Below are 21,455 nucleotides of genomic sequence, written 5' to 3'. Positions count from 1 at the left end.
TGTTTCCTCCCCCCCCCGCTCCCCGGGATATTTCTGGTCAGAAGAAGGCCAGAGCCTTCAGGACCGGTAATCGGCGTTGATGCTGATATAGCCGTGGGTCAGGTCGCAGGTCCAGACCGTAGCCTTCCCCTGCCCCAGCCCCAGATCCACGTGGATGGTGATTTCGGGCTGGCGCATCAGTGCGGCGCCGTCTTCCTCGCGGTAATCGGGCGACACCCAGCCCTTTTCCGCCACCAGCACATCGCCGAAGCGGATGGTCAGCAGGTCGCGGTCGGCAGCGGCGCCGGATTTGCCCACGGCCATGACGACGCGGCCCCAGTTCGGATCCTCGCCCGCGATGGCGGTCTTGACCAGCGGCGAATTGGCGATGGAGAGCGCATGGGTGCGGGCATCGGCATCGCTGGCGGCCCCCGTCACCTCGACCGTGACGAACTTGGTGGCGCCTTCGCCATCCCGCACCACCTGATGCGCAAGGTCGAGGAACACCGCTTCCAGCGCCGTGGTGAAGGCGGTGTCGGCAGCTGTCACCGTCACGCCCGAGGCGCCGGTGGCGCCCATCAGCAGCGTGTCAGAGGTGGAGGTGTCGCTGTCGACGGTGATGCAGTTGAAGCTGCGGGCGTTGATGTCAGAGACCATCGCCTGCAGATCCGCGCGCGCGATGCGGGCATCGGTGAAGACATAGACCAGCATCGTCGCCATGTCGGGCGCGATCATGCCCGAGCCCTTGGCGATGCCTGCGATCTTCACCTGCCCGCCGGGCAGATCGACCGTGGCCATGGCGCCCTTGGGGAAGGTGTCGGTGGTCATGATGGCGCGCGCGGCCCCGGCGATGCCGGTTTCGTCCAGCGCGCCAACCAGCTGGTCCACCTTGGCGGTGATGCGTTCATGCGGCAGCGGCTCGCCGATCACGCCGGTGGAGGAGGAAAAGACCCGCTCCTCCGGCAGGCCGGTGGCCACGGCCACGGCATGGATGACGGCGCGGGTCGCTTCGATCCCGTTGCGCCCGGTGAAGGCGTTGGAATTGCCGGAATTCACGATGATCGCCGCACCTTCGGCGGAATCGTGACCGATCTTGTCCTGACAGTCCAGCACCGGGGCGGACCGGGTGGCCGAGCGGGTGAAGACCCCCGCCACCGTGCTGCCCGGATCCAGCATGGCCAGCATCACATCGGTGCGACCGGCATAGCGGACACCGGCTGCGGCGGCGGCAAAGCGCACGCCGCCAATGACCGGCAGATCGGGAAAGGCCGCAGGGGCCAGCGGGGAGACGGCGAGGGTCTTGGCCACTTATTCCTCCAGCAGCTGCATGTTGGAGAGCGCCGAGGGGTCAACCTCGGTGGAGGGGGTGCGGGTCACTTCGGCAGCGGCGAGCTTTTCGTCGATATAGCTCTTCACCGCCTCCTGCTGGATCTGCATTTCCAGCTCGGCGCGCACGGAGTCGAGCGCCGGGGCCTCCATGGCGCGCTCCTCGTTCAGCTTGATGACATGCCAGCCGAACTGCGTCTGCACGGGGTCGGACACGGCGCCCACTTCCATGCCTTCGACCGCCTGCTGGAATTCCTCGACCATCATGCCGGGACCGAACCAGCCCAGTTCGCCGCCATTGGGGCCGGAGGGGCCGGTGGATTTTTCACGCGCAACGGTGGCGAAATCGGCGCCGCCCTTCACTTCTTCGGCAATGGCCTGCGCCTCTTCCTCGGTTTCCACGAGGATGTGCGAGGCGTTGTATTCGGTGCCAAGCTCGGCACCGGCATATTGCGCGTCATAGGCGGCCTGCACCGCATCGTCGGTCATCGCATCGCGGGCAATCGCGGCCACCACTTCGGCGGCAAGCAGCGCACGGCGTTCGTTTTCCAGCGCGACCTGCACGCGGCGGGTCTCCTCGGCCTTCTCGTCCTGCGCCAGCACGCTCTGCTGCACCAGCTGGTCAAGGATGCCGTCCCACAGCACTTCGTCGCCCAGCTGCTGATACTGTTCCGGCAGATTTGCGCGGATCGCCAGCATGTTGCCCAGCGTGATGTCCTGACCGTTGACGGTGGCGACCACCGTGTCGGCGGTCATCTCGGGGGCGGGGGTCGCGTCCTGCGCCTGTGCGGGCAGCGCGAGGGCAATGGCCAGCGCCAGCGCCGCGGCACTGGATTTCATGAGGGGTTGCGGCATTTCTGCCTCCTTCCTGAGAGCCGCCCCATGACGGGCGGCGTTGACACTTGGGGACCTGCCGCTTACATCGCCCCAAGGCTCTGCAAGGCCGGTCGTTCCCCTGTGTCATATGGGCTGTGTGCGAGGCGGGCAAGCGGATGCCGCACGCGGAACACAAACTTGTCAGACAGGACGGGCAGACCATAATGCTGGGGATTGGAAAACTCGCGCGGAAAATGTTCGGAACCCCGAACGACCGCCAGATCAAGTCCACAAGACCCACGGTCGAGCGGATCAACGCACTGGAGCCCGAGTTCGAGAAACTCGAGGATGCCGGGCTCGCCGCCAAGACGGCAGAGCTGCGCGAGCGGCTCGCCGGGGGGGAGACGCTGGACGCGCTGCTGCCCGAGGCCTTTGCCAACTGCCGTGAAGCCGCCAAGCGCGCGCTGGGGCTGCGCGCCTTCGACACGCAGCTGATGGGCGGGATTTTCCTGCATCAGGGCAATATCTCCGAAATGAAAACCGGCGAGGGCAAGACGCTGGTCGCCACCTTCCCGGCCTATCTCAACGCGCTCACCGGCAAGGGCGTGCATGTGGTGACGGTGAACGATTACCTTGCCCGCCGCGACGCCGAATGGATGTCCAAGGTGTTCGGGATGCTGGGCATGACCACCGGCGTGGTCTACCCGCATCAGGACGAGGCCGAGAAGAAGCAGGCCTATTCCTGCGACATCACCTATGCCACCAACAACGAGCTGGGCTTCGACTACCTGCGCGACAACATGAAGGCCGAACTGGCCCAGATGATGCAGCGCGGCCATTACTTCGCCATCGTCGACGAGGTCGACAGCATTCTGGTGGACGAGGCGCGCACGCCGCTGATCATCTCCGGCCCGTCGCAGGACCGGTCCGAGCTTTACATCGCCATCGACCGGCTGATCCCCGAGCTTGAAGAAGAGCATTACAAGATCGAGGAGAAAAGCCGCAGCGTCACCTTCACCGACGAGGGCAACGAGGCTCTGGAGCAGAAGCTGCTGGCGCGGGGCGTGCTGCCCGAGGGCCAGTCGCTTTACGATCCCGAAAGCACCACCATCGTGCACCACGTCAATCAGGGGCTGCGCGCGCACAAGCTGTATACCCGCGACAAGGATTACATCGTCCGCGACGGGCAGGTGGTGCTGATCGACGAATTCACCGGCCGCATGATGCTGGGGCGCCGTCTGTCCGACGGGCTGCATCAGGCGATCGAGGCGAAGGAAGCCTGCCAGATCCAGCCCGAAAACGTGACGCTGGCGCAGGTGACCTTCCAGAACTACTTCCGGCTGTATGAAAAGCTGTCGGGCATGACCGGCACGGCGCTGACCGAGGCCGAGGAGTTCATGGAGATCTACAAGCTGGGCGTGGTCGAGGTTCCGACCAACCGGCCCATCGCGCGGATCGACGAGGACGACAAGGTCTACCGCACCGCCCGCGAGAAATACGAGGCCATCGTGGAGGAAATCCGCGAGGCGCATGGCAAGGGCCAGCCGGTGCTGGTGGGGACCACCTCCATCGATAAATCCGAGATGCTGAGCCGGCTGCTGACCGAGGCCAAGCTGCCGCATAACGTGCTGAACGCGCGCCAGCACGAGCAGGAAGCGCAGATCGTCGCCGATGCGGGCAAGCTGGGCGCCATCACCATCGCCACCAACATGGCCGGGCGCGGCACCGACATCAAGCTGGGCGGCAATGTCGAATTCAAGGTGATGGAGGCCATCGCCGCCAGCCCCGAGGCCGATCCCGAAGAGATCCGCAAGCGCATCGAATCCGCCCATACCGCCGACGAGGAAGCGGTGAAGCAGGCGGGCGGGCTTTACGTTCTGGCCACCGAACGCCATGAAAGCCGCCGCATCGACAACCAGTTGCGCGGCCGGTCGGGGCGTCAGGGCGACCCGGGGCGCTCTTCGTTCTATCTGTCGCTGGAAGATGACCTGATGCGCATCTTCGGCTCCGAACGGCTGGACCGGGTGCTGTCCAAGCTCGGGATGAAGGAAGGCGAGGCGATTGTTCACCCTTGGGTCAACAAGTCGCTGGAGCGCGCTCAGGCCAAGGTCGAGGGCCGCAACTTCGACATCCGCAAGCAGCTGCTGAAATTCGACGACGTGATGAACGACCAGCGCAAGGTGATCTTTGCGCAGCGCCGCGAGATCATGGAAGCCAAGGATCTGTCGGAGATCGTGGAGGATATGCGCCACGAGGTGATCGACGACCTGATCGACACCTATATTCCGCCGAAAAGCTATGCCGACCAGTGGGACACCCGCGGGCTTTACGCCGCCGTGCTGGAAAAGATGGGCTTCGACGCGCCGGTCATCGCATGGGGTGACGAGGAAGGCGTGGATGCAGAGATCATGCGCGAGCGTCTGGGCGAGCTGTCGGACAGCTTCATGGCCAAAAAGACCGAGTCTTTTGGTCCCGACACCATGCGGCAGATCGAAAAGCAGGTGCTGCTGCAGACCATCGACACCAAATGGCGCGAACATCTGCTGACGCTGGAGCATCTGCGCTCTGTCGTGGGCTTCCGCGGCTATGCGCAGCGTGACCCGCTGAACGAATACAAGACCGAGGCCTTCCAGCTGTTCGAATCGATGCTGGAATCGCTGCGGGAACGGGTGACCGAACAGCTGGGCCGCATCCGCCCCATGTCCGAAGAAGAACAGCGGGCGATGATGCAGCAGATGGCGACCCAGCAGGCGCAGCTGCGCGAGCAGGCGGAACAGGCCACGGCGGTGGGGCCCACCGAGAACGTGGCCACGCCCGCCGCCGGTCTGCCGCTGGTCGAAGGCTTCGACGAGACCGATCCCGCGACCTGGGGCAATCCCAGCCGCAACGACCCCTGCCCCTGCGGCTCGGGCCAGAAGTTCAAGCATTGCCACGGTCGGCTGGCCTGACCTGACCGGGCGCGCAGGGTTCCCCGCGCGCCCGAATGACTCCGCCTTCACGCCGCAACAGCGCCACTTTTGCGCGGCAGATTGTTTCCAGACCGAAGCTTCGGGAGGCATCTGGCCATGGCACGTCTCAACACCTACCTTCTTGCCGCGGCGACCCTGTCCATTGCGCTTGGCACCGGCTACGTGATGCAGCGCAGCACGACGGTGGGCCCGGCGCGGGGGGCAGAGCCGCTGACGCTGGCCGCCATCACCGACACCTCCTCCGCCGCAGCCCTGCCCCGCCTGCCTTCCGAGGCGGCGATGATGCGCCTGCCCGCGCCTGCCTCGGCCAGTCCTGATATGGCCTTGCCTGCGCCGCAGACGGCACAGGCGCCGGACTGTCCGGTGACGCTGACCGCCGATGTCGCGGCGGGCGCCATGATGGCCCTGACGCTGGAGGCGCCCTGCCACCTCGAGGAACGGCTGACCCTGCACCATCAGGGGCTGATGCTGACCGAAGTCACCGATGCCGAAGGTCGGCTGAGCCTTGAACTGCCCGCACTCGCCGAACAGGCGCTGGTCATCGCCGCCTTTGACAGCGGGCGCGGCGCCACCACCCAGATCAAAGTACCAAGCCTCGCCTTTTATGACCGCGTCGTCCTGCAATGGAAGGGAGACAGCGGCCTGCATCTGCACGCCCGCGAATTTGGCTCCGGCCATGTCTGGGCCGCCTCCGCCGGAGATCTGACCCGCACCGCCGCGGGCGAAGGCGGGTTTCTGACCCTGCTCGGCGCGCGTGATACGCCCGACGCCCTGCAGGCGGAGGTCTATACCTTCCCCCGCGCTGCCGCGCGCGTCTCCGGAACGATCAACCTGAGCATCGAGGCCGAAGTCACGGCGGCCAACTGCGCGCAGCGCGTGGAGGCCCTGACGCTTGACCTGCGCAGCGGCAAAGCCCCGCATGCGGCGGACCTGTCGCTCGAGATGCCCGCCTGCGAGTCGACGGGGGACTTTCTTGTGTTGAAAAACCTGATCGAAGACCTGAAGATCGCCGCCAACTGAGCTTGGGTGAGGGTCGTAGATGCGACAGGTCCGTGCGGCGGTTTTCGCCGCACTTTGCCTTGCTGCTGGCGAGGCGGAGGCGCAGGATGTCACCCTGCGGTCCCGTGACGGCGGCATCGAGCTGAACGGCACGATGCTGGGTTTTGATGGCGATTTCTACCGTGTCTCCACCCGCTATGGGGAGCTGACCGTCGACAGTTCCGGCGTGTTGTGCGAGGGGCCCGGCTGCCCTTCGCTGACCGATTACGTTGCCGAACTGCGCATCTCCGGCGCGGCGGCCATGGGCGAAGTGCTGCTGCCCGCGCTGATCGAAGGCTTTGCCCTGCGCAGCGGGCTTGTCGCCACGCGCGACGCGACCGAAGGCCCGGACCAGCTGACATATATGCTGCAGGATCCGGCGCAGGACCGCCGCGTGGGCCAGTTTACGCTGCGCCTCAGCGACACGGATGAAGGCTTTGCCGATCTGCTGGCGGACGAGGCGGATCTGGTGATGGCCCTGCGCGAAGTCCGCCCCGCCGAGGTGCAGCGGGCCCGCGAGGCCGGTCTGGGCGATCTTTCCGCTCCGGCCCGCAGCCGGGTGCTGGCGCTGGATGGGCTGCTGCCCGCCGTTGCGCCGGGCAGCCCGCTGACCAGCCTCGCGCTGGCGGATCTGGCACGGATCCTCGCCGGAGATCTGGTGAACTGGCAGGATCTGGGCGGGCCCGATGCGCCGATCGTGCTGCATCTGACCCGGCGGGACAGCGGCACCGTGCAGGCGCTGGAGGACCGGCTGCTGGCGCCCACCGGTCTGCAGCTGGCGCAAGCCTATCGCGAACATGACAGCCCCGCCGCGCTGGAGCAGGCGCTGGCGCGTGACCCTTTCGGCTTCGGGCTGGTGCGGCTGGACCATGGCGGCCTGACCCAGACGCTGGTGCTGGGTGGCAGCTGTGGCTTTACGCTGCGTGGCAGCCGCGCGGCGGTCAAGACCGAGGATTACCCGCTGACCCTGCCCCTGTTCCTGTATCAGCCCGCGCGGCGGCTGCCTGCGCTGGCGCGCGACTTTCTGGCCTATACCCGCTCGGGCCCGGCGCAGATCGTTATTCGGCGGGCCGGTTTTGTCGACCAGCTGCCCGAAGACGTGCCGCTTGGCCAGCAGGGCGACCGGCTGGCCAATGCGATTCAGGTGGCCGAGGGCGAAGAGGGCCTGCGCGAGCTTCAGCGTCTGGCCGCCAGTCTGGCGCCGCGACGGCGCCTGACCACCTCGTTCCGGTTTGACGCGGGTGCCACGGGGCTGGACGCACAGTCCCGCTCCAACGTGGAACAGCTGGCAGAGGCGCTGGAGAACGGCCTGTATGATGGCAAGGATCTGCTGTTTGTCGGCTTTTCTGACGGTCAGGGCCCCGCGCCGGACAATCTGGTCATCGCGCGGCAGCGGGCGGACACCGTGCTGCAGGCGGTCCGCACCAGCGCGGACACCGCCGATTTCACCCGGGTCGCGCTGAGCGCGGAGGCGTTTGGCGAGGCGATGCCCATGGCCTGCGACGACACCGTCTGGGGGCGGCAGGTCAACCGGCGGGTCGAGGTCTGGCTGCGCTAGGCTCATAACAGCCCCTCGGCCCGGAAGCTGAGTTCCCGTGACCGGCCAATCACCAGATGGTCGTGCAGGATGATCCCCAGCGCGTCCGCCGCGACGCGAATCTGGTCGGTCATGGCGATATCGGCCTGACTTGGGGTCGGGTCGCCGGACGGGTGGTTGTGCACAAGGATCAGCGCCGAGGCGTTCAGTTCCAGCGCGCGCTTCACCACCTCCCGCGGATAGACTGGCACATGGTCGACGGTGCCGCGCGCCTGCGGCTCGTCGGCGATCAGCACGTTCTTGCGGTCCAGAAACAGGATGCGGAACTGTTCGGTATCCTGATGCGCCATGGCGGTCTGGCAATAGGCCAGCAGCGCATCCCATGAACTGACCACCTGTTTCTGCAGCACGCGGGACCGGGCCAGCCGGTGCGCCGCCGCTTCCACGATCTTGAGCTCGGTGATCACCGCCTCCCCCACCCCGGGCACCTCGCGCAGGCGGGCGGCGGGGGCAGAGACGACGCCGTTGAAATCGCGGAACAGATCCAGCAGCTGCCGCGCCAGCGGTTTGACATCGCGGCGCGGGATGGCGCGGAACAGCACGAGTTCCAGCAGTTCGTAATCGGGCAGCGCATCGGCGCCCCCGACCAGAAACCGCTCCCGCAGGCGGGCGCGATGATCCCGAAGATAGGAGGGCGCCGCCGCGCCACGCGCCAGCGGCGCCTCCGGCGCTTCGTCCCGGTCAAAGAGCGGGGCCTGAGAATCAGAGAAATGGCGAAATCGGCTCATCCCTTCAGACTGCGCGCGGTCAGGTTAGGGAGGAGTTAACGCAAAAGCGGCGCGAGGTTGCCCCCGCGCCGCCAGAACCAGAGCCTTTTGCCCCGGTCAGCCCTTCATGGAATCCCAGAAGCCTTTTACCGAAGAGAAAAAGCTTTTTGATTCCGGGTTGTTGTCTTCGCTCAGCGCCTCGAATTCGCGCAGCAGATCGCGCTGGCGCGAGGTCAGGTTGACCGGCGTCTCGACCGCAAGTTCGATGAACATGTCGCCGACACCCCCGCCGCGCAGCGCGGGCATGCCCTTGCCACGCAGACGCATCTGGCGTCCTGACTGGCTTCCGGCGGGGATTTTCACCCGCGACCGGCCACCATCCATCGTCGGCACCTCGATGTCGCCGCCAAGGGCGGCGGCGGTCATCGACACCGGCACGCGGCAGTGCAGTTCGCTGCCTTCACGTTCAAAGATGTCATGCGGGGCAACTTCGATGAAGATATAGAGATCGCCCGGCGGTCCGCCGCGCATGCCCGCCTCGCCTTCGCCCGCCAGACGGATGCGTGTGCCGGTTTCCACCCCTGCGGGAATGTTCACCGACAGCGCGCGGTCCTTCTGGACGCGACCGGCACCGCCGCATTTGACGCAGGGATTCTTGATGATCTGGCCCAGCCCGGAACAGGTGGGACAGGTCCGTTCGACGGTAAAGAAGCCTTGGGTCGCCCGCACCTTGCCCATGCCCGAACAGGTCGGACAGGTGGTCGGCTCGGCGCCCCCTTCGGAGCCGGAGCCGTGGCAGGCCCCGCACTGCACCGAAGTCGGCACGTTGATGGTTTTCTGCAGGCCGGTATAGGCATCTTCCAGCGTCACGCGCAGGTTGTAGCGCAGGTCAGCCCCGCGCGCCGCGCGCTGCCGCCCGCCCTGCCGTCCGCCCATGAAATCGCCGAACAGGTCGTCGAACACATCGGAGAACGCCGAGGCGAAATCGCCCTGCTGGCCAAAGCCGCCACCGGGACGCGCGCCACCGCCGCCCATGCCGCCCTCGAAGGCCGCATGGCCGAAGCGGTCATAGGCCGCCTTCTTGTCGGCATCCTTGAGAACCTCGTAGGCCTCGTTCACTTCCTTGAACTGGGACTCGGCGCTGGGATCGTCCTTGTTGCGGTCGGGGTGAAGCTCTTTCGCCTTGACGCGATAGGCCTTCTTGATCTCGTCCGCGGAGGCCCCTTTGGCGACGCCGAGCAGCTCGTAATAGTCACGCTTGGACATTCATGCCCTCCTTGGCCGGAACGGATGAGGGCCGGCCCGGTATACGGACCGGCCCCTTTTCGGTTCCGTGATGGGTCAGCTGCGCTTGCGGTCGTCGAGGTCTTCGAAATCCGCGTCCACGATGTTGTCGTCATCCGCCGGGCCAGACTTGCCGGAGTCAGGATGATCGCTGCTGTCGCCCTCTTCGGCCTGCGATTTGTAGATCGCCTCACCCAGACGCATGGCCGCTTCGGTCACGTTCTGGATGCCGGACTTGATCTTCTCGCCGGTCACGCCGTCCTTCTCGAGATCATCCTTGAGCGCGGCAATCGCCAGCTCGATCGCTTCCACGGTGGAGGGATCGACCTTTTCGCCATGCTCTTCGATCGATTTCTCGGTCGAATGGATGAGGCTTTCGGCCTGATTGCGGGCCTCCACCAGTTCGCGGCGCTTCTTGTCCGCTTCGGCGTTTTCCTCGGCGTCCTTCACCATCTTCTCGATGTCGGAATCGGACAGACCGCCAGAGGCCTGAATGGTGATCTTCTGCTCCTTGCCGGTGCCCTTGTCCTTGGCACTGACCGACACGATGCCGTTGGCGTCGATGTCGAAGGTCACCTCGATCTGCGGCATGCCGCGCGGCGCGGGCGGGATGTTTTCCAGATTGAACTGGCCCAGCATCTTGTTGTCCGCAGCCATTTCCCGTTCGCCCTGGAAGACGCGGATGGTCACGGCGCCCTGATTGTCCTCGGCGGTGGAGAACACCTGCGACTTCTTGGTCGGGATGGTGGTGTTGCGGTCGATCAGCCGGGTGAACACGCCGCCCAGCGTTTCGATGCCAAGGCTCAGCGGGGTCACGTCCAGCAGCACCACGTCCTTGACGTCGCCCTGCAGCACGCCGGCCTGAATGGCGGCACCCATGGCCACCACTTCGTCCGGGTTCACGCCCTTGTGCGGCTCCTTGCCGAAGAACTTGGTCACCTCGTCCACGACGCGGGGCATCCGGGTCATGCCGCCGACCAGAACGACCTCGTCGATCTCGTCCTTGGAGATGCCCGCATCCTTCAGCGCGGCCTGACAGGGCTTCAGCGAGGCCTTGATCAGGTCACCCACCAGCTGTTCCAGCTTGGAGCGGGTCAGCTTCATCACCATGTGCAGCGGCTGACCGTTCTTGCCCATCGAGATGAAGGGCTGGTTGATTTCGGTCTGCTGGCTGGAGGAAAGCTCGATCTTGGCCTTCTCCGCCGCTTCCTTCAGACGCTGCAGCGCCATCTTGTCGGTGGTCAGGTCGACGCCGTGCTCTTTCTTGAACTCGTCGGCGAGGTAGTTGACGATGCGCATGTCGAAATCTTCACCGCCAAGGAACGTGTCCCCGTTGGTGGATTTTACCTCGAACAGGCCGTCGTCGATCTCCAGAATGGTCACGTCGAAGGTGCCGCCGCCAAGGTCATAGACCGCGATGGTGCGCGCTTCTTTCTTGTCCAGACCATAGGCCAGCGCGGCCGCGGTCGGTTCGTTGATGATGCGCAGCACCTCAAGCCCGGCAATCTTGCCGGCATCCTTGGTGGCCTGACGCTGGGCGTCGTTGAAATAGGCGGGCACGGTGATGACGGCCTGCGTCACTTCTTCGCCCAGGTAGGATTCCGCGGTTTCTTTCATCTTGCCGAGGATGAAGGCGGAAATCTGGCTGGGGCTGTATCTGGTGCCGCGTGCTTCCACCCAGGCGTCGCCATTGCCGCCGTCCACGATCTTGTAGGGGACGATCTTCTGGTCCTTGGTCACTTCCGCATCGGTGGTGCGGCGACCGATCAGACGCTTGACGGCGAAGATGGTGGCTTCGGGGTTGGTGACGGCCTGCCGCTTGGCGGGCTGGCCGACAAGACGCTCGTCGTCGGTGAAGGCGACGATGGAGGGCGTTGTGCGGGCGCCTTCGGCGTTTTCAATCACACGGGCCTGGCTGCCATCCATGATGGCGACGCAGGAGTTGGTGGTGCCGAGGTCGATACCGATCACTTTGGCCATGTTTCGATCCCTTTCTGAGTCAAGGCGATGTCGCGAGGCATACGGACCCGTTACGGCATCCAGCCCCGCTTGTTCCAGAAGCCGTCCGGCAGGGCCTCGCGGCGTTCGGAGGGTATATAAGGAGGGGGTTTCGGGCCTGCAAGCGCCCGCTTCCGCGACTTGCCCGCATTTGCCGCGAATTTCTTTGCCAGATCTTTGCCGATGCCTGACAAGACGGCATGACTGATGCCTTGGAGATTCGCGGCTTCCGGCTTTATCCGCAGTGGCTGGACCGGTCCGCGCAGGACAGGCTTGTGGCCACGCTGCGCGAAATTTTGCGGCAGGCCCCGCTTTACCGCCCCGTCACGCCACGCGGGCAGGAAATGTCGGTGCGGATGAGCGCGGCAGGCCGGTTCGGATGGGTCACCGACCGCCGCGGCTACCGCTATGAACCGCGCCACCCGGCGGGCATGGACTGGCCGCCGATCCCGCAGCAGGTGCTGGAGATCTGGGAGGCGGTCACGGACGGCGCGCGGGCGCCGGAATGCTGCCTGATCAACTGGTATGGCGAAGGCGCGCGCATGGGCCTGCATCAGGACCGCGACGAGGCGGATTTCTCCTGCCCGGTGGTGTCGGTGTCCTTGGGCGATGACGGGCTGTTCCGCATGGGAAACACCGAACGCGGCGGCAAGACCGAATCGGTCTGGCTGCGGTCGGGCGACGTGGTGGTGATGGGCGGCGAGGCGCGGCTGCGCCATCATGGCGTGGACCGCATCCGCTTCGGCTCGTCGACGCTGCTGCCGCAGGGCGGGCGGATCAACCTGACGTTGCGGGTCGTGACCTGATCAGCGCCGCGCGCCCCACGAGGCCGAGGCATGTCTGCGGGTGTAGAATTCGCCCATGAGCCCGATCATCAGCAGCACGATCGACACCCACAGTGCGTATTCCCAGTTCGAATTGCGCGGGAAATAATTGACGAAGGCCGCCCCGCGCGCCTGATCGATGGTGTGGAACAGCGGATTCCAGTCGAACACCGCCAGCATCGCCGGGGTCAGAGAATTGGCCACGAACATCTTGCCCGACGCGATCATGTTGGCGCGCTGGTAGACGGTGGACAGGATCGAGACCGGCGTCGGGAACCACGGCTTGGCCGCCAGAAACACCATGCCGATGGCCGCGCCGGAAAACCACGACAGCAGCAGCATGGCCAGACAGCCGATCGGGTCATGAATCTCCTGCATGACGAAGGGGTTGAAGGCCACGTCATAGACGAACAGGATCGCGAACAGCGACAGCACCTGAATATACAGCGTCGACACCATGGCGGCGGCGATGGCGATGGCGGTGTTCATCGGCGCGTGCTGCATCATCGGGCTGGCGGGGCCTTCGGAACTGACCACGGCGCCGAGGGTCTTGGAATGGGTCATGAACAGGAACACCCCGGTCATGATGTAGATCATGAAATCGCCGCGGATCGCGCTGCCGCGGATGCCCAGCACGAAGAACATGAAATAAAAGGCCAGCACAAAAATGATGGTCTGCAGCATGTTCATGAAGATCGCGAGGAACGCGTTGCCATGCGTTTTGCGCACGGCACGGACCGAATTGTGATAGATCAGCTCGGCAATGTAGATGGCCGTTCCCAGACGGGAGCGCGGCACGGTGGTCTGAAACATGGCACTGCTGCTCCGGCCCGGTCGGAAGATGGCGGGTCTTCTTGCCCTCTTGGGTGAACCGCAGCATAAGTCGGAGAGGCTTTCAAATCAATAAATCCGCGAGCTTGCGGAAAAGGAGATCGGCTTTGAATTACGAAACGCTTGTGACGGTGATCCGCAGGCTCGCGCTGGAGGCAGGCGACCGGATCATGGAGATCTACAATTCCGATGATTTCGAGGTGAAATCGAAGTCGGACCAGAGCCCCGTGACCGAAGCCGACGAAGCCGCCGATGCGCTGATCTCTGCCGGGCTGCGCGACGCCTTCCCCGAGGTGGCGCTGGTGACCGAGGAACAGGCCGACAGCCATGATATCGACGCGATGACGTTTCTCATCGTTGATCCGCTGGACGGCACCAAGGAATTCGTCAACCGTCGCGGCGATTTTACCGTGAACATCGCGCTGGTTGAAGACGGCGTGCCGACGCGCGGCGTGGTCTATGCGCCCGCCAAGGGCCGCATGTTCTACACCAACAGCGTCGGCCAGTCGGTCGAGGAAACCGGCCCCTTCGACAAGGACGCGGCGGGCGAGACCACGCCGCTGCACGTGTCAAAGCCCGACAATTCCGCGCTGATGGTCGTGGCCTCCAAATCGCATCGCGATCAGGCCACCGACGATTACATCGGCAAATACGAGGTCAAGGACATGACCAGCGCCGGATCCTCGCTGAAGTTCTGCCTTGTGGCGACGGGCGAGGCCGATCTTTATCCGCGGCTTGGCCGCACGATGGAATGGGACACCGCCGCAGGCCATGCGGTGCTGAACGGCGCGGGCGGCCATGTGGTGCGCTTTGATGACCTGACGCCGCTGGCCTATGGCAAGGCGGGCTATGCCAACCCGTTCTTCATCGCCTATGCCCCCGGCGTGGATCTGAAAGAGGGCTGACCGCCCATGGCCGCGATGCCGGTCAGCGTGGTCATCGTCAGCCGGGGCCGTCCGGCGGCGCTGAGCCTGTGCCTGACCGGCATCGCGCAGCTCGACCACCCCGCCTATGAGGTGGTGGTGGTCGCCTGCCCCGCCGGCGCCGCCGCCCTGCGGGCAGGGCCCCATGCCGCGCATATCAAGCTGCTGGAGTTCGACGCACCCAACATCGCCGCCGCGCGCAATCTGGCGCTGACGCAGGCCGCAGGCGAGGTGGTGGCCTTCATCGACGATGACGCGGTGCCGGAACCGACATGGCTTGCCCGCCTCTGCGCGCCTTTTGCCGATCCGGAGGTCGCGGCGGCGGGCGGATATGTGCGCGGGCGCAACGGCATCGACCATCAGTGGCGCGCGCGCAGCATCACCGCAACCGGCTGCGACAGGCCGCTGGATCTGCCCGGGGACGGGCCGCATTTCCCCCACCTGCCCGACGCTGCGGTCAAGCTGCAGGGCACCAACATGGCGCATCGCCGCGATGTTCTGGCACGGATGGGCGGGTTCGATCCGGGCTTTCGCTTCTATATGGACGACACCGATCTGGATCTGCGCCACGCGCGGGCCGGGCACCGCGTCGCGGTGGTGCCACTGGCCGAGGTGCATCATGGCTATGCCGAAAGCGCGCGGCGCGGGCCCGACCGGAGCCCGCGCGATCTGACCGAGATCGGCGCCTCGCTCGCGCTGTTCCTGCGCAAGCACTGTCCCGAACCGCAGCGCGCCGCCGCTTGGGCCCGCCTGCGCGAGGCGCAGCGCCGCCGCCTGCTGGACCATATGATCCGCGGCCCGCTGGGCCCTGATGACGTGCTCGGCCTGCTGCGCGGGCTCGACCGGGGCCATGCGGCGGGGCTGCTGCGCCCCGCGGGCGCGCTGCCCCCGCTCGCAGCCCCTGCCGCGGCCTTCCTGCCCTTCCCCGGGCGCCCCGGAGCCCCCCGCCGCATCCTGTCCGGGCGGGTCTGGTCGCGCCGCCGGATGCGGCGGCAGGCTGCCGAATTTGCCGCAAGCGGCGAAATTGTCAGTGTTTTCCGATTTAGCCACACCGCCCTTTATCATCATGTCACATTTCGACCCGAAGGATACTGGGAACAGATCGGCGGACTTTGGGGGCGTAGCCTGCGTGGCGACGTGCCCTTGCAGCCATGGCTGTTTGCAGCAAGACTTCGGGCAGAGGTCAATCGAGTGGCAAAATTCCGCGGGTCGACCTGAAAGTCGTTATACGAGTGATCCGGCGCCCAGAAGCGTCATTTACATTGGATAGGCGCAGGCAATAAAATGCGCAGAAGATTTCAGTCGCGGGGTCCGGCGATACCCGTGACGCACAAGGAGCCAGATTATGAGCAACAAGGTTACCAAAGCGATTTTCCCGGTGGCAGGGCTGGGAACCCGCTTCCTGCCCGCCACCAAGTCGGTGCCGAAGGAAATCATGACCCTCGTCGACCGTCCGCTGGTGCAATACGCCATCGACGAAGCCCGCGCCGCTGGCATTGAAGAATTCATCTTCGTCACCTCGCGCGGCAAGGGCGCTCTGGAAGATTATTTCGACCATGCCCCGCAACTGGAAGAAGAGCTGAAGCGCAAGGGCAAGGATGACCTTCTGGAGATTCTCCAGTCCACCAACATGGATTCGGGCGAAGTCGCCTATATCCGCCAGCACAAGGCGCTGGGTCTGGGCCATGCCGTGTGGTGCGCCCGCCGCCTGATCGGGGACGAGCCCTTCGCGGTCATGCTGCCCGATGACGTCATCGCCGCCGACAAGCCCTGCCTGCAGCAGATGGTCGAAGCCTATCAGGAAACCGGGGGCAACATGGTCGCGGCCATGGAAGTGCCCGCCGACAAGGCCTCGTCCTATGGCGTGCTCGACATCGCCGAGGACATGGGCGCGCTCGTCTCGGTCAAGGGCATGGTCGAAAAGCCCGCTCCCGGCACGGCGCCGTCGAACCTTGCCGTGATCGGCCGCTACATCCTGTCGCCGCAGATCCTCAAGAACCTCAACAACCGGACCGCAGGCGCGGGCGGCGAAATCCAGCTGACCGATGCCATCGCCAAGGAAATCGGCGGCGCAGAGGGCGTGTTCGGCTTCCGCTTCAACGGCGAACGCTATGACTGCGGCTCCAAGGCCGGGTTCCTGCAGGCCACCGTGGCCTTCGGTCTGGCGCGCGAAGAACTGCGTGACGATCTGGAATCCTACCTGCACGCGATCATCTCGGCGCGCAAAGCAGCACAGTAACGCCCGATGACACATGTATTGGTTACCGGCGGCGCCGGTTATATCGGCTCGCACGCGTGCAAGGCGCTGAAGGCGGCAGGCTATACGCCCGTCACCTTCGACAATCTCGTGACCGGCTGGCAGGACGCGGTCAAATTCGGCCCCTTCGAACAGGGCGCGCTGTCGGACCGTGCCCGGCTCGACGAGGTCTTTGCCACCTACAAGCCCGTCGCGGTCATGCATTTCGCCGCGCTGAGCCAAGTGGGCGAGGCGATGTCGCAGCCGGGTCTTTACTGGCGCAACAACGTCGAAGGCTCGCTGACGCTGATCGAGGCGGCGGTGGCGGCGGGGTGCCTGAACTTCGTGTTCTCCTCCACCTGCGCCACCTATGGCGAACATGACAACGTCGTGCTGGACGAGGACACGCCGCAGATCCCGCTCAACGCCTATGGGGCGTCGAAGCGGGCGGTGGAAAACATCCTGCGCGATTTTGGCGCCGCGTACGGGCTGAACCACGTCATTTTCCGCTATTTCAACGTGGCGGGCGCGGATCCCGAGGGCGAGGTGGGCGAACATCACCGCCCCGAAACCCACCTGATCCCCGTCATGCTGGAAGCGATCGACGGCAAGCGCCCGGCGCTGACCATCCATGGCAGCGATTACGACACGCCGGACGGCACCTGCATCCGCGACTATGTCCATGTCATGGATCTGGTCGATGCCCATGTGCTGGGGCTGAAGTGGCTGGAAGAGGGCAAGGGAAGCCGGGTGTTCAACCTTGGCACCGGCACCGGCTTTTCCGTGCGGGAGGTGATCGATGCCTCGCGCGCCGTGACCAACCGCGAAGTGCCCCATAGCGAAGGCCCGCGCCGCGCCGGTGACGCGACGAAGCTCGTCTCCGGCTCCAGCCGGGCGGCGGGGGAACTGGGCTGGACCCCGCACCGGTCCACCATGCCGCAGATGATCGCGGATGCGTGGCAGTGGCATCTGCATGGGCATTACGACCACTGAGCCCCCTGCCCGGCTTCTGGACCTGACGCGGCTGGTCAGCCGCGCGGGCCGAAGCCTGACCGGGGTGGACCGGGTGGAATACGCCTATCTGGACCGGCTCGTGCGCGAGCCGGTTCCGCTTTTCGGGCTGGTGCGCAGCGCGCTGGGGTTTCTGCTGCTGGACCGCGCGGGCTGCGCCGAGCTGCGCGCCCGCATCGCCACGCAGGACTGGCCTGCGCCCGACGCTCTGGCGCGGCTGGCGCGGCGGGGCGATCCCTCCCGCGCCGGGGCGGAGGCGGCGCTGCGCCGCGTGGCGCGGGGCCGTGCCCTGCCCGCCCGGCTGGGGGCGCTGCTGCGGCGGCATCTGCCTGCGGGCACGACCTATCTCAACACCGGACACACGACGCTAAGCTCCGATCTGCTGCGCGGGCTGCGGCAGGTGCCGGGGCTGCGCCGCGTCCTGCTGCTGCATGACACCATCCCGCTGGATTTTCCGCAGTATCAGCGCCCCGGTGCCGCGGACCGCTTCCGCCGCTTTCTGGACCGCGTCAGCGCCGAGGCCGATCTGCTGATCTGCAATTCCGCCGTGACCCGGGCCGATGTGGCGCGCCATCTGGGCAGGGGCCGCCAGCCGCCCGCGCTGGTGGCGCATCTGGGGGTGACACCGCCCCCGGCGGGAACAGCCCCGGACGGGCCATGGCGGGGCCAGCCCTATGTCGTGGCGCTTGGCACCATCGAGCCGCGCAAGAACCACGCGCTGCTGCTCGACATCTGGCAGAGCCTGTCGCCGCCCGCGCATCTGCTGATCTGCGGCAGCCGTGGCTGGGAAAACGCCGCCGTCTTTGCGGCGCTGGACCGGGGCATCGCCCGCGTGCATGAACTGCCGGGCCTGCCGGATGCCGCCGTCGCGGGCCTGCTCCGGGGCAGCGCCGGGCTGGTCTTCCCCAGCCATGCCGAAGGCTATGGCCTGCCCCCGGTGGAGGCTGCGGCGCTTGGCGTGCCGGTGCTCTCTGCCGATCTGCCGGTGGTGCGCGAGATCATGGGCGACATTCCCGTTTACGCAGAGGTGTCCGACCGTTATCTTTGGGCGCAAAGGATCAGGCAGCTGGCAGATCACCCGCGCCCCGCGCGCCCCGACGGATGGTCCCCCCCCGGATGGGAGGCCCATTTCCGCGCAGTGCTCGGGCAGATCTGACCGCCGTGATCGCAGAGGCCCGGGCAACGGGTCTGGTAAGGGTTAGGGCAGTGGGTGCATGGCAGTCATACAGGCTCCGGCTTCAGCGGAAACGCTGGCTGATCCGGGCCTTCCGCAAAAGGCGGGATCTGCGCGCCGTCGCCAACCGCACCGACCGGATCACCGCCTCTGACCTGCTGGTTTTCTGCACCGCGCGCAACGAAGGCGTCCGCCTGCCGTGGTTTCTGAAATATTACCGCGACATGGGCGTGGGCCATTTCCTGATCGTCGACAATGACAGCACCGATGGCTCGCGCGCGTATCTGGCGCAGCAGCAGGACGTGTCGCTCTGGACCACGGGCGCCAGCTACCGACGGTCCCGCTTCGGCATGGACTGGATGAACTGGCTGCTGCGCTGCTACGGGCACGGGCACTGGACGCTGACGGTCGATCCCGACGAGCTGTTTCTTTACCCGTTCTGCGACACGCGACCGCTGCGGGCGCTGACCGACTGGCTCGACGCCTCTTCGATCAAGAGCTTTCCGGCGATGCTGCTCGACATGTATCCCAAGGGCCGGATCGACGCCCAGCCCTACGCGCCGGGCCAGAACCCGCTGGAGATCGCGTCATGGTTCGATGCGGGCAATTACCGGATCAGCCGCAATCCCCGCTTTGGCAATCTGTGGATTCAGGGCGGACCGCGCGCGCGCCTGTTCTTTCCCGACAGCCCCGACCGTGCCCCCGCGCTGAACAAGATCCCGCTGGTGAAATGGCATCGCAGCTATGCCTATGTCAGCTCCACCCATATGCTGCTGCCGCGCGGGCTGAACCTTGTCTATGACGAATGGGGCGGCGAAAAGGCCTCTGGCCTGCTGCTGCACACCAAGTTCCTCGACACGTTCGGCGCCAAGGCGGAGGAGGAGCTGACCCGGCACCAGCATTATGCCGGATCCTCGGAATACCTCGCCTATGCTGCGGGCCTGCAGGACAATCCCGACCTGTGGTGCCGCTGGTCGGAGAAATACATCAACTGGCGCCAGCTTGAAATTCTGGGGCTGATGTCCAAGGGCAACTGGGCATGAGCCTTGGCATCCTGATGCTGGTGCATACCGCGCTGGACCGGGCCGAACAGGTGGCGCGGCACTGGGCGCGGGCGGGCTGTCCGGTGGTGATCCATGTGGACAGCAATGTGGCGCAGGCCACGCATGACGCCTTTGTCACCGCCCTCTCCGATCTGCCGCAGGTGCTGTTTTCCCGTCGCCATCGCTGCGAGTGGGGCACATGGGGGCTGGTCGCCGCCAGTCAGGATGCCGCCGATCTGATGCTGGCGCGGTTTGCCGGGGTGCGCCATGTCTATCTGACCTCCGGATCCTGCCTGCCGCTGCGCCCGGTGGCGGAGCTGATCGCCTATCTGGAGGCCCGCCCCGAGACGGATTTCATCGAAAGCGCCACCACCGCCGATGTGCCATGGACGGTGGGGGGGCTGGATCATGAACGGTTCACGCTGTTCTTCCCGTTTTCATGGCGGCGGCATCGCGCGCTCTTTGACCGCTTCGTGCGCCTGCAGCGGCGGCTGCGCCTCCGCCGACCGATGCCGCCCGGCGTGGTCCCGCATATGGGCAGCCAGTGGTGGTGCCTGACCCGCAAGACGCTGCAGGCAATCCTGCACGATCCCGCCCGCGCCCGTCACGACCGTTACTTCCGCCGGGTCTGGATCCCGGATGAAAGCTATTTCCAGTCGCTGACCCGGCTTTACGCCACGCAGGTGGAAAGCCGGTCGCTGACCCTGTCCAAGTTCGACTTTCAGGGCAAGCCGCATATCTTTTACGACGATCACCTGCAGCTGCTGCGGCGGTCCGACTGTTTTGTGGCGCGCAAGATCTGGCCCCATGCCGACCGGCTTTACAGCGCCTTTCTGGACCATCCCGAAACCGCCGCCACCCGGCAGGATCCCAACCCCGGCAAGATCGACCGACTGTTCGCCAAGGCGGTCAGCCGCCGGACGCGGGGCCGGGCTGGGCTTTACATGCAGTCGCGCTTTCCGTGCCATGGCTGGGAAAACGGCGTGACCGCCGGGAAATATTCGGTCTTTCAGGGGTTTGCCGAGCTGTTCCACGATTTTGCGCCATGGCTGGCGCAGGTCACCGGCACGCAGGTGCATGGCCATCTTTACGCGCCGGAGCGGGCGGAATTTGCCGATGGGCAGACCGTGCTCAATGGCGCCCTGCCCGACAGCGCCGCCGCGCGCGACGCCAATCCCCGCGCCTTTCTGACCAATCTGATCTGGAACACCCGGGGCAGCTGGCAGTGCTTCCAGTATGGCCCGCGCGACACGCCGGACATCGTCTGGCATCTTGCCCGCGATCCCAACGCGCAGATCAGCGTGATCTCTGGCGCATGGGCGGTACCGCTCTTCACCTCCGGCGCGCCCTTCGCCGAACTGCGGGCCGAGGCCGCGCGGCTGCAGCGGGCGGAACACCGCGTGCTGGACCAGCTGCGCAGCCCCGAGGCCAAGGCGCGCATCCGCATCTGGACCATGGCCGAATTCATCGAGACCCCGATGGAGCCGCTGCAGCTGATCCTTGACGAGATCGCCCCCGCCGCCGCGCGCAGGCCCGCCGCCCCGCCGGAGATGGCCGATCTGGCGGGCTTCGGTCAGTTCCTGCAGACCCTGAAAAATCAGGGGATGCACCCGTATCTGATGGGCGATTTCCCGGTCGACCCGCAGCCCCGCCCGGCCTCCGGCCAGACGCGCCGCCCTTATCTGGTAAAGAAATAGCT

17 protein-coding genes are annotated in these 21,455 nt (G+C 65.8%); 11 read left to right on the top strand and 6 right to left on the bottom strand.

What is annotated here, in order from left to right:
* Positions 1 to 57 precede the first annotated feature (57 nt).
* Positions 58 to 1,287, bottom strand: coding sequence for a bifunctional glutamate N-acetyltransferase/amino-acid acetyltransferase ArgJ (gene argJ, locus VK682_RS04915; protein WP_230796051.1), 1,230 nt, complete (start codon positions 1,285 to 1,287; stop codon positions 58 to 60).
* On the bottom strand, positions 1,288 to 2,160 hold the full coding sequence (locus VK682_RS04910) for a peptidylprolyl isomerase (RefSeq protein ID WP_089843938.1): 873 nt from the start codon (positions 2,158 to 2,160) through the stop codon (positions 1,288 to 1,290).
* Positions 2,161 to 2,345: 185 nt separating this feature from the next.
* On the opposite strand from VK682_RS04910, the gene secA reads away from it, so the two are divergent.
* The 3 genes from secA to VK682_RS04895 all read left to right on the top strand — a co-directional run bounded on the left by secA (position 2,346) and on the right by VK682_RS04895 (position 7,686).
* The gene (gene secA, locus VK682_RS04905; RefSeq protein WP_230796052.1) at positions 2,346 to 5,069 is read left to right on the top strand and encodes a preprotein translocase subunit SecA; all 2,724 of its coding nucleotides are present in this window, start codon (positions 2,346 to 2,348) and stop codon (positions 5,067 to 5,069) included.
* 117 nt (positions 5,070 to 5,186) lie between these two features.
* Complete coding sequence (locus VK682_RS04900; protein WP_230796053.1) at positions 5,187 to 6,110, top strand: translocase; 924 nt, start codon at positions 5,187 to 5,189, stop codon at positions 6,108 to 6,110.
* Between the two features lie 19 nt (positions 6,111 to 6,129).
* Positions 6,130 to 7,686, top strand: a complete 1,557-nt coding sequence (locus tag VK682_RS04895) for a phosphate ABC transporter substrate-binding/OmpA family protein (protein WP_230796054.1) — start codon at positions 6,130 to 6,132, stop codon at positions 7,684 to 7,686.
* A gap of 2 nt (positions 7,687 to 7,688) precedes the next feature.
* Here the strand turns inward: VK682_RS04895 and radC are convergent, their stop codons facing one another.
* The 3 genes from radC to dnaK form a co-directional block, all read right to left on the bottom strand.
* A complete protein-coding gene (radC, locus tag VK682_RS04890; RefSeq protein WP_089843949.1) occupies positions 7,689 to 8,453 on the bottom strand; it encodes a RadC family protein in 765 nt (254 codons plus the stop codon).
* 96 nt (positions 8,454 to 8,549) lie between these two features.
* Complete coding sequence (gene dnaJ, locus VK682_RS04885; RefSeq protein WP_230796055.1) at positions 8,550 to 9,698, bottom strand: molecular chaperone DnaJ; 1,149 nt, start codon at positions 9,696 to 9,698, stop codon at positions 8,550 to 8,552.
* Positions 9,699 to 9,773: 75 nt separating this feature from the next.
* A complete protein-coding gene (gene dnaK / locus VK682_RS04880) occupies positions 9,774 to 11,696 on the bottom strand; it encodes a molecular chaperone DnaK (RefSeq protein ID WP_089843955.1) in 1,923 nt (640 codons plus the stop codon).
* A gap of 218 nt (positions 11,697 to 11,914) precedes the next feature.
* On the opposite strand from dnaK, the gene VK682_RS04875 reads away from it, so the two are divergent.
* The gene (locus tag VK682_RS04875) at positions 11,915 to 12,520 is read left to right on the top strand and encodes an alpha-ketoglutarate-dependent dioxygenase AlkB family protein (RefSeq protein WP_230796056.1); all 606 of its coding nucleotides are present in this window, start codon (positions 11,915 to 11,917) and stop codon (positions 12,518 to 12,520) included.
* On the opposite strand, the gene VK682_RS04870 is transcribed toward VK682_RS04875, so the two are convergent.
* Complete coding sequence (locus VK682_RS04870) at positions 12,521 to 13,351, bottom strand: ABC transporter permease (protein ID WP_230796057.1); 831 nt, start codon at positions 13,349 to 13,351, stop codon at positions 12,521 to 12,523.
* A 125-nt stretch (positions 13,352 to 13,476) separates the two neighbouring features.
* On the opposite strand from VK682_RS04870, the gene cysQ reads away from it, so the two are divergent.
* The 7 genes from cysQ to VK682_RS04835 all read left to right on the top strand — a co-directional run bounded on the left by cysQ (position 13,477) and on the right by VK682_RS04835 (position 21,453).
* Positions 13,477 to 14,274, top strand: coding sequence for a 3'(2'),5'-bisphosphate nucleotidase CysQ (cysQ, locus tag VK682_RS04865; protein ID WP_089843963.1), 798 nt, complete (start codon positions 13,477 to 13,479; stop codon positions 14,272 to 14,274).
* Between the two features lie 6 nt (positions 14,275 to 14,280).
* Complete coding sequence (locus VK682_RS04860) at positions 14,281 to 15,510, top strand: glycosyltransferase family 2 protein (RefSeq protein WP_230796058.1); 1,230 nt, start codon at positions 14,281 to 14,283, stop codon at positions 15,508 to 15,510.
* 127 nt (positions 15,511 to 15,637) lie between these two features.
* Positions 15,638 to 16,531, top strand: coding sequence for a UTP--glucose-1-phosphate uridylyltransferase GalU (galU, locus tag VK682_RS04855; protein WP_230796059.1), 894 nt, complete (start codon positions 15,638 to 15,640; stop codon positions 16,529 to 16,531).
* A 6-nt stretch (positions 16,532 to 16,537) separates the two neighbouring features.
* Positions 16,538 to 17,521 carry a UDP-glucose 4-epimerase GalE gene (gene galE / locus VK682_RS04850; RefSeq protein ID WP_230796060.1) on the top strand — a complete coding sequence of 328 codons (984 nt, stop codon included), beginning with the start codon at positions 16,538 to 16,540 and terminating at the stop codon, positions 17,519 to 17,521.
* A complete protein-coding gene (locus VK682_RS04845; protein ID WP_230796061.1) occupies positions 17,502 to 18,695 on the top strand; it encodes a glycosyltransferase family 4 protein in 1,194 nt (397 codons plus the stop codon). Before galE ends, VK682_RS04845 begins: the two co-directional genes overlap by 20 nt.
* 50 nt (positions 18,696 to 18,745) lie before the next feature.
* On the top strand, positions 18,746 to 19,756 hold the full coding sequence (locus VK682_RS04840) for a glycosyltransferase family 2 protein (protein WP_089843977.1): 1,011 nt from the start codon (positions 18,746 to 18,748) through the stop codon (positions 19,754 to 19,756).
* Positions 19,753 to 21,453, top strand: coding sequence for a DUF5927 domain-containing protein (locus tag VK682_RS04835; RefSeq protein WP_324781522.1), 1,701 nt, complete (start codon positions 19,753 to 19,755; stop codon positions 21,451 to 21,453). The genes VK682_RS04840 and VK682_RS04835 overlap by 4 nt, the downstream gene beginning before the upstream one ends.
* Positions 21,454 to 21,455: the final 2 nt, after the last annotated feature.

The organism is Salipiger marinus (assembly GCF_035481585.1).
Taxonomy (GTDB): domain Bacteria; phylum Pseudomonadota; class Alphaproteobacteria; order Rhodobacterales; family Rhodobacteraceae; genus Salipiger; species Salipiger marinus.
The sequence above is the reverse complement of the archived record's forward strand: the minus strand, read 5'-3'. Positions and strand labels throughout refer to the sequence as shown.

Bases quoted from the DNA above. Each gene is read 5' to 3' on its own strand.
- VK682_RS04910 (WP_089843938.1), bottom strand. From the start codon at position 2,160: ATGCCGCAACCCCTCATGAAATCCAGTGCCGCGGCGCTGGCGCTGGCC.
- secA (WP_230796052.1), top strand. From the start codon at position 2,346: ATGCTGGGGATTGGAAAACTCGCGCGGAAAATGTTCGGAACCCCGAAC.
- VK682_RS04900 (WP_230796053.1), top strand. From the start codon at position 5,187: ATGGCACGTCTCAACACCTACCTTCTTGCCGCGGCGACCCTGTCCATT.
- VK682_RS04895 (WP_230796054.1), top strand. From the start codon at position 6,130: ATGCGACAGGTCCGTGCGGCGGTTTTCGCCGCACTTTGCCTTGCTGCT.
- radC (WP_089843949.1), bottom strand. From the start codon at position 8,453: ATGAGCCGATTTCGCCATTTCTCTGATTCTCAGGCCCCGCTCTTTGAC.
- dnaJ (WP_230796055.1), bottom strand. From the start codon at position 9,698: ATGTCCAAGCGTGACTATTACGAGCTGCTCGGCGTCGCCAAAGGGGCC.
- dnaK (WP_089843955.1), bottom strand. From the start codon at position 11,696: ATGGCCAAAGTGATCGGTATCGACCTCGGCACCACCAACTCCTGCGTC.
- VK682_RS04875 (WP_230796056.1), top strand. From the start codon at position 11,915: ATGACTGATGCCTTGGAGATTCGCGGCTTCCGGCTTTATCCGCAGTGG.
- VK682_RS04870 (WP_230796057.1), bottom strand. From the start codon at position 13,351: ATGTTTCAGACCACCGTGCCGCGCTCCCGTCTGGGAACGGCCATCTAC.
- VK682_RS04860 (WP_230796058.1), top strand. From the start codon at position 14,281: ATGGCCGCGATGCCGGTCAGCGTGGTCATCGTCAGCCGGGGCCGTCCG.
- galU (WP_230796059.1), top strand. From the start codon at position 15,638: ATGAGCAACAAGGTTACCAAAGCGATTTTCCCGGTGGCAGGGCTGGGA.
- galE (WP_230796060.1), top strand. From the start codon at position 16,538: ATGACACATGTATTGGTTACCGGCGGCGCCGGTTATATCGGCTCGCAC.
- VK682_RS04845 (WP_230796061.1), top strand. From the start codon at position 17,502: ATGGGCATTACGACCACTGAGCCCCCTGCCCGGCTTCTGGACCTGACG.
- VK682_RS04835 (WP_324781522.1), top strand. From the start codon at position 19,753: ATGAGCCTTGGCATCCTGATGCTGGTGCATACCGCGCTGGACCGGGCC.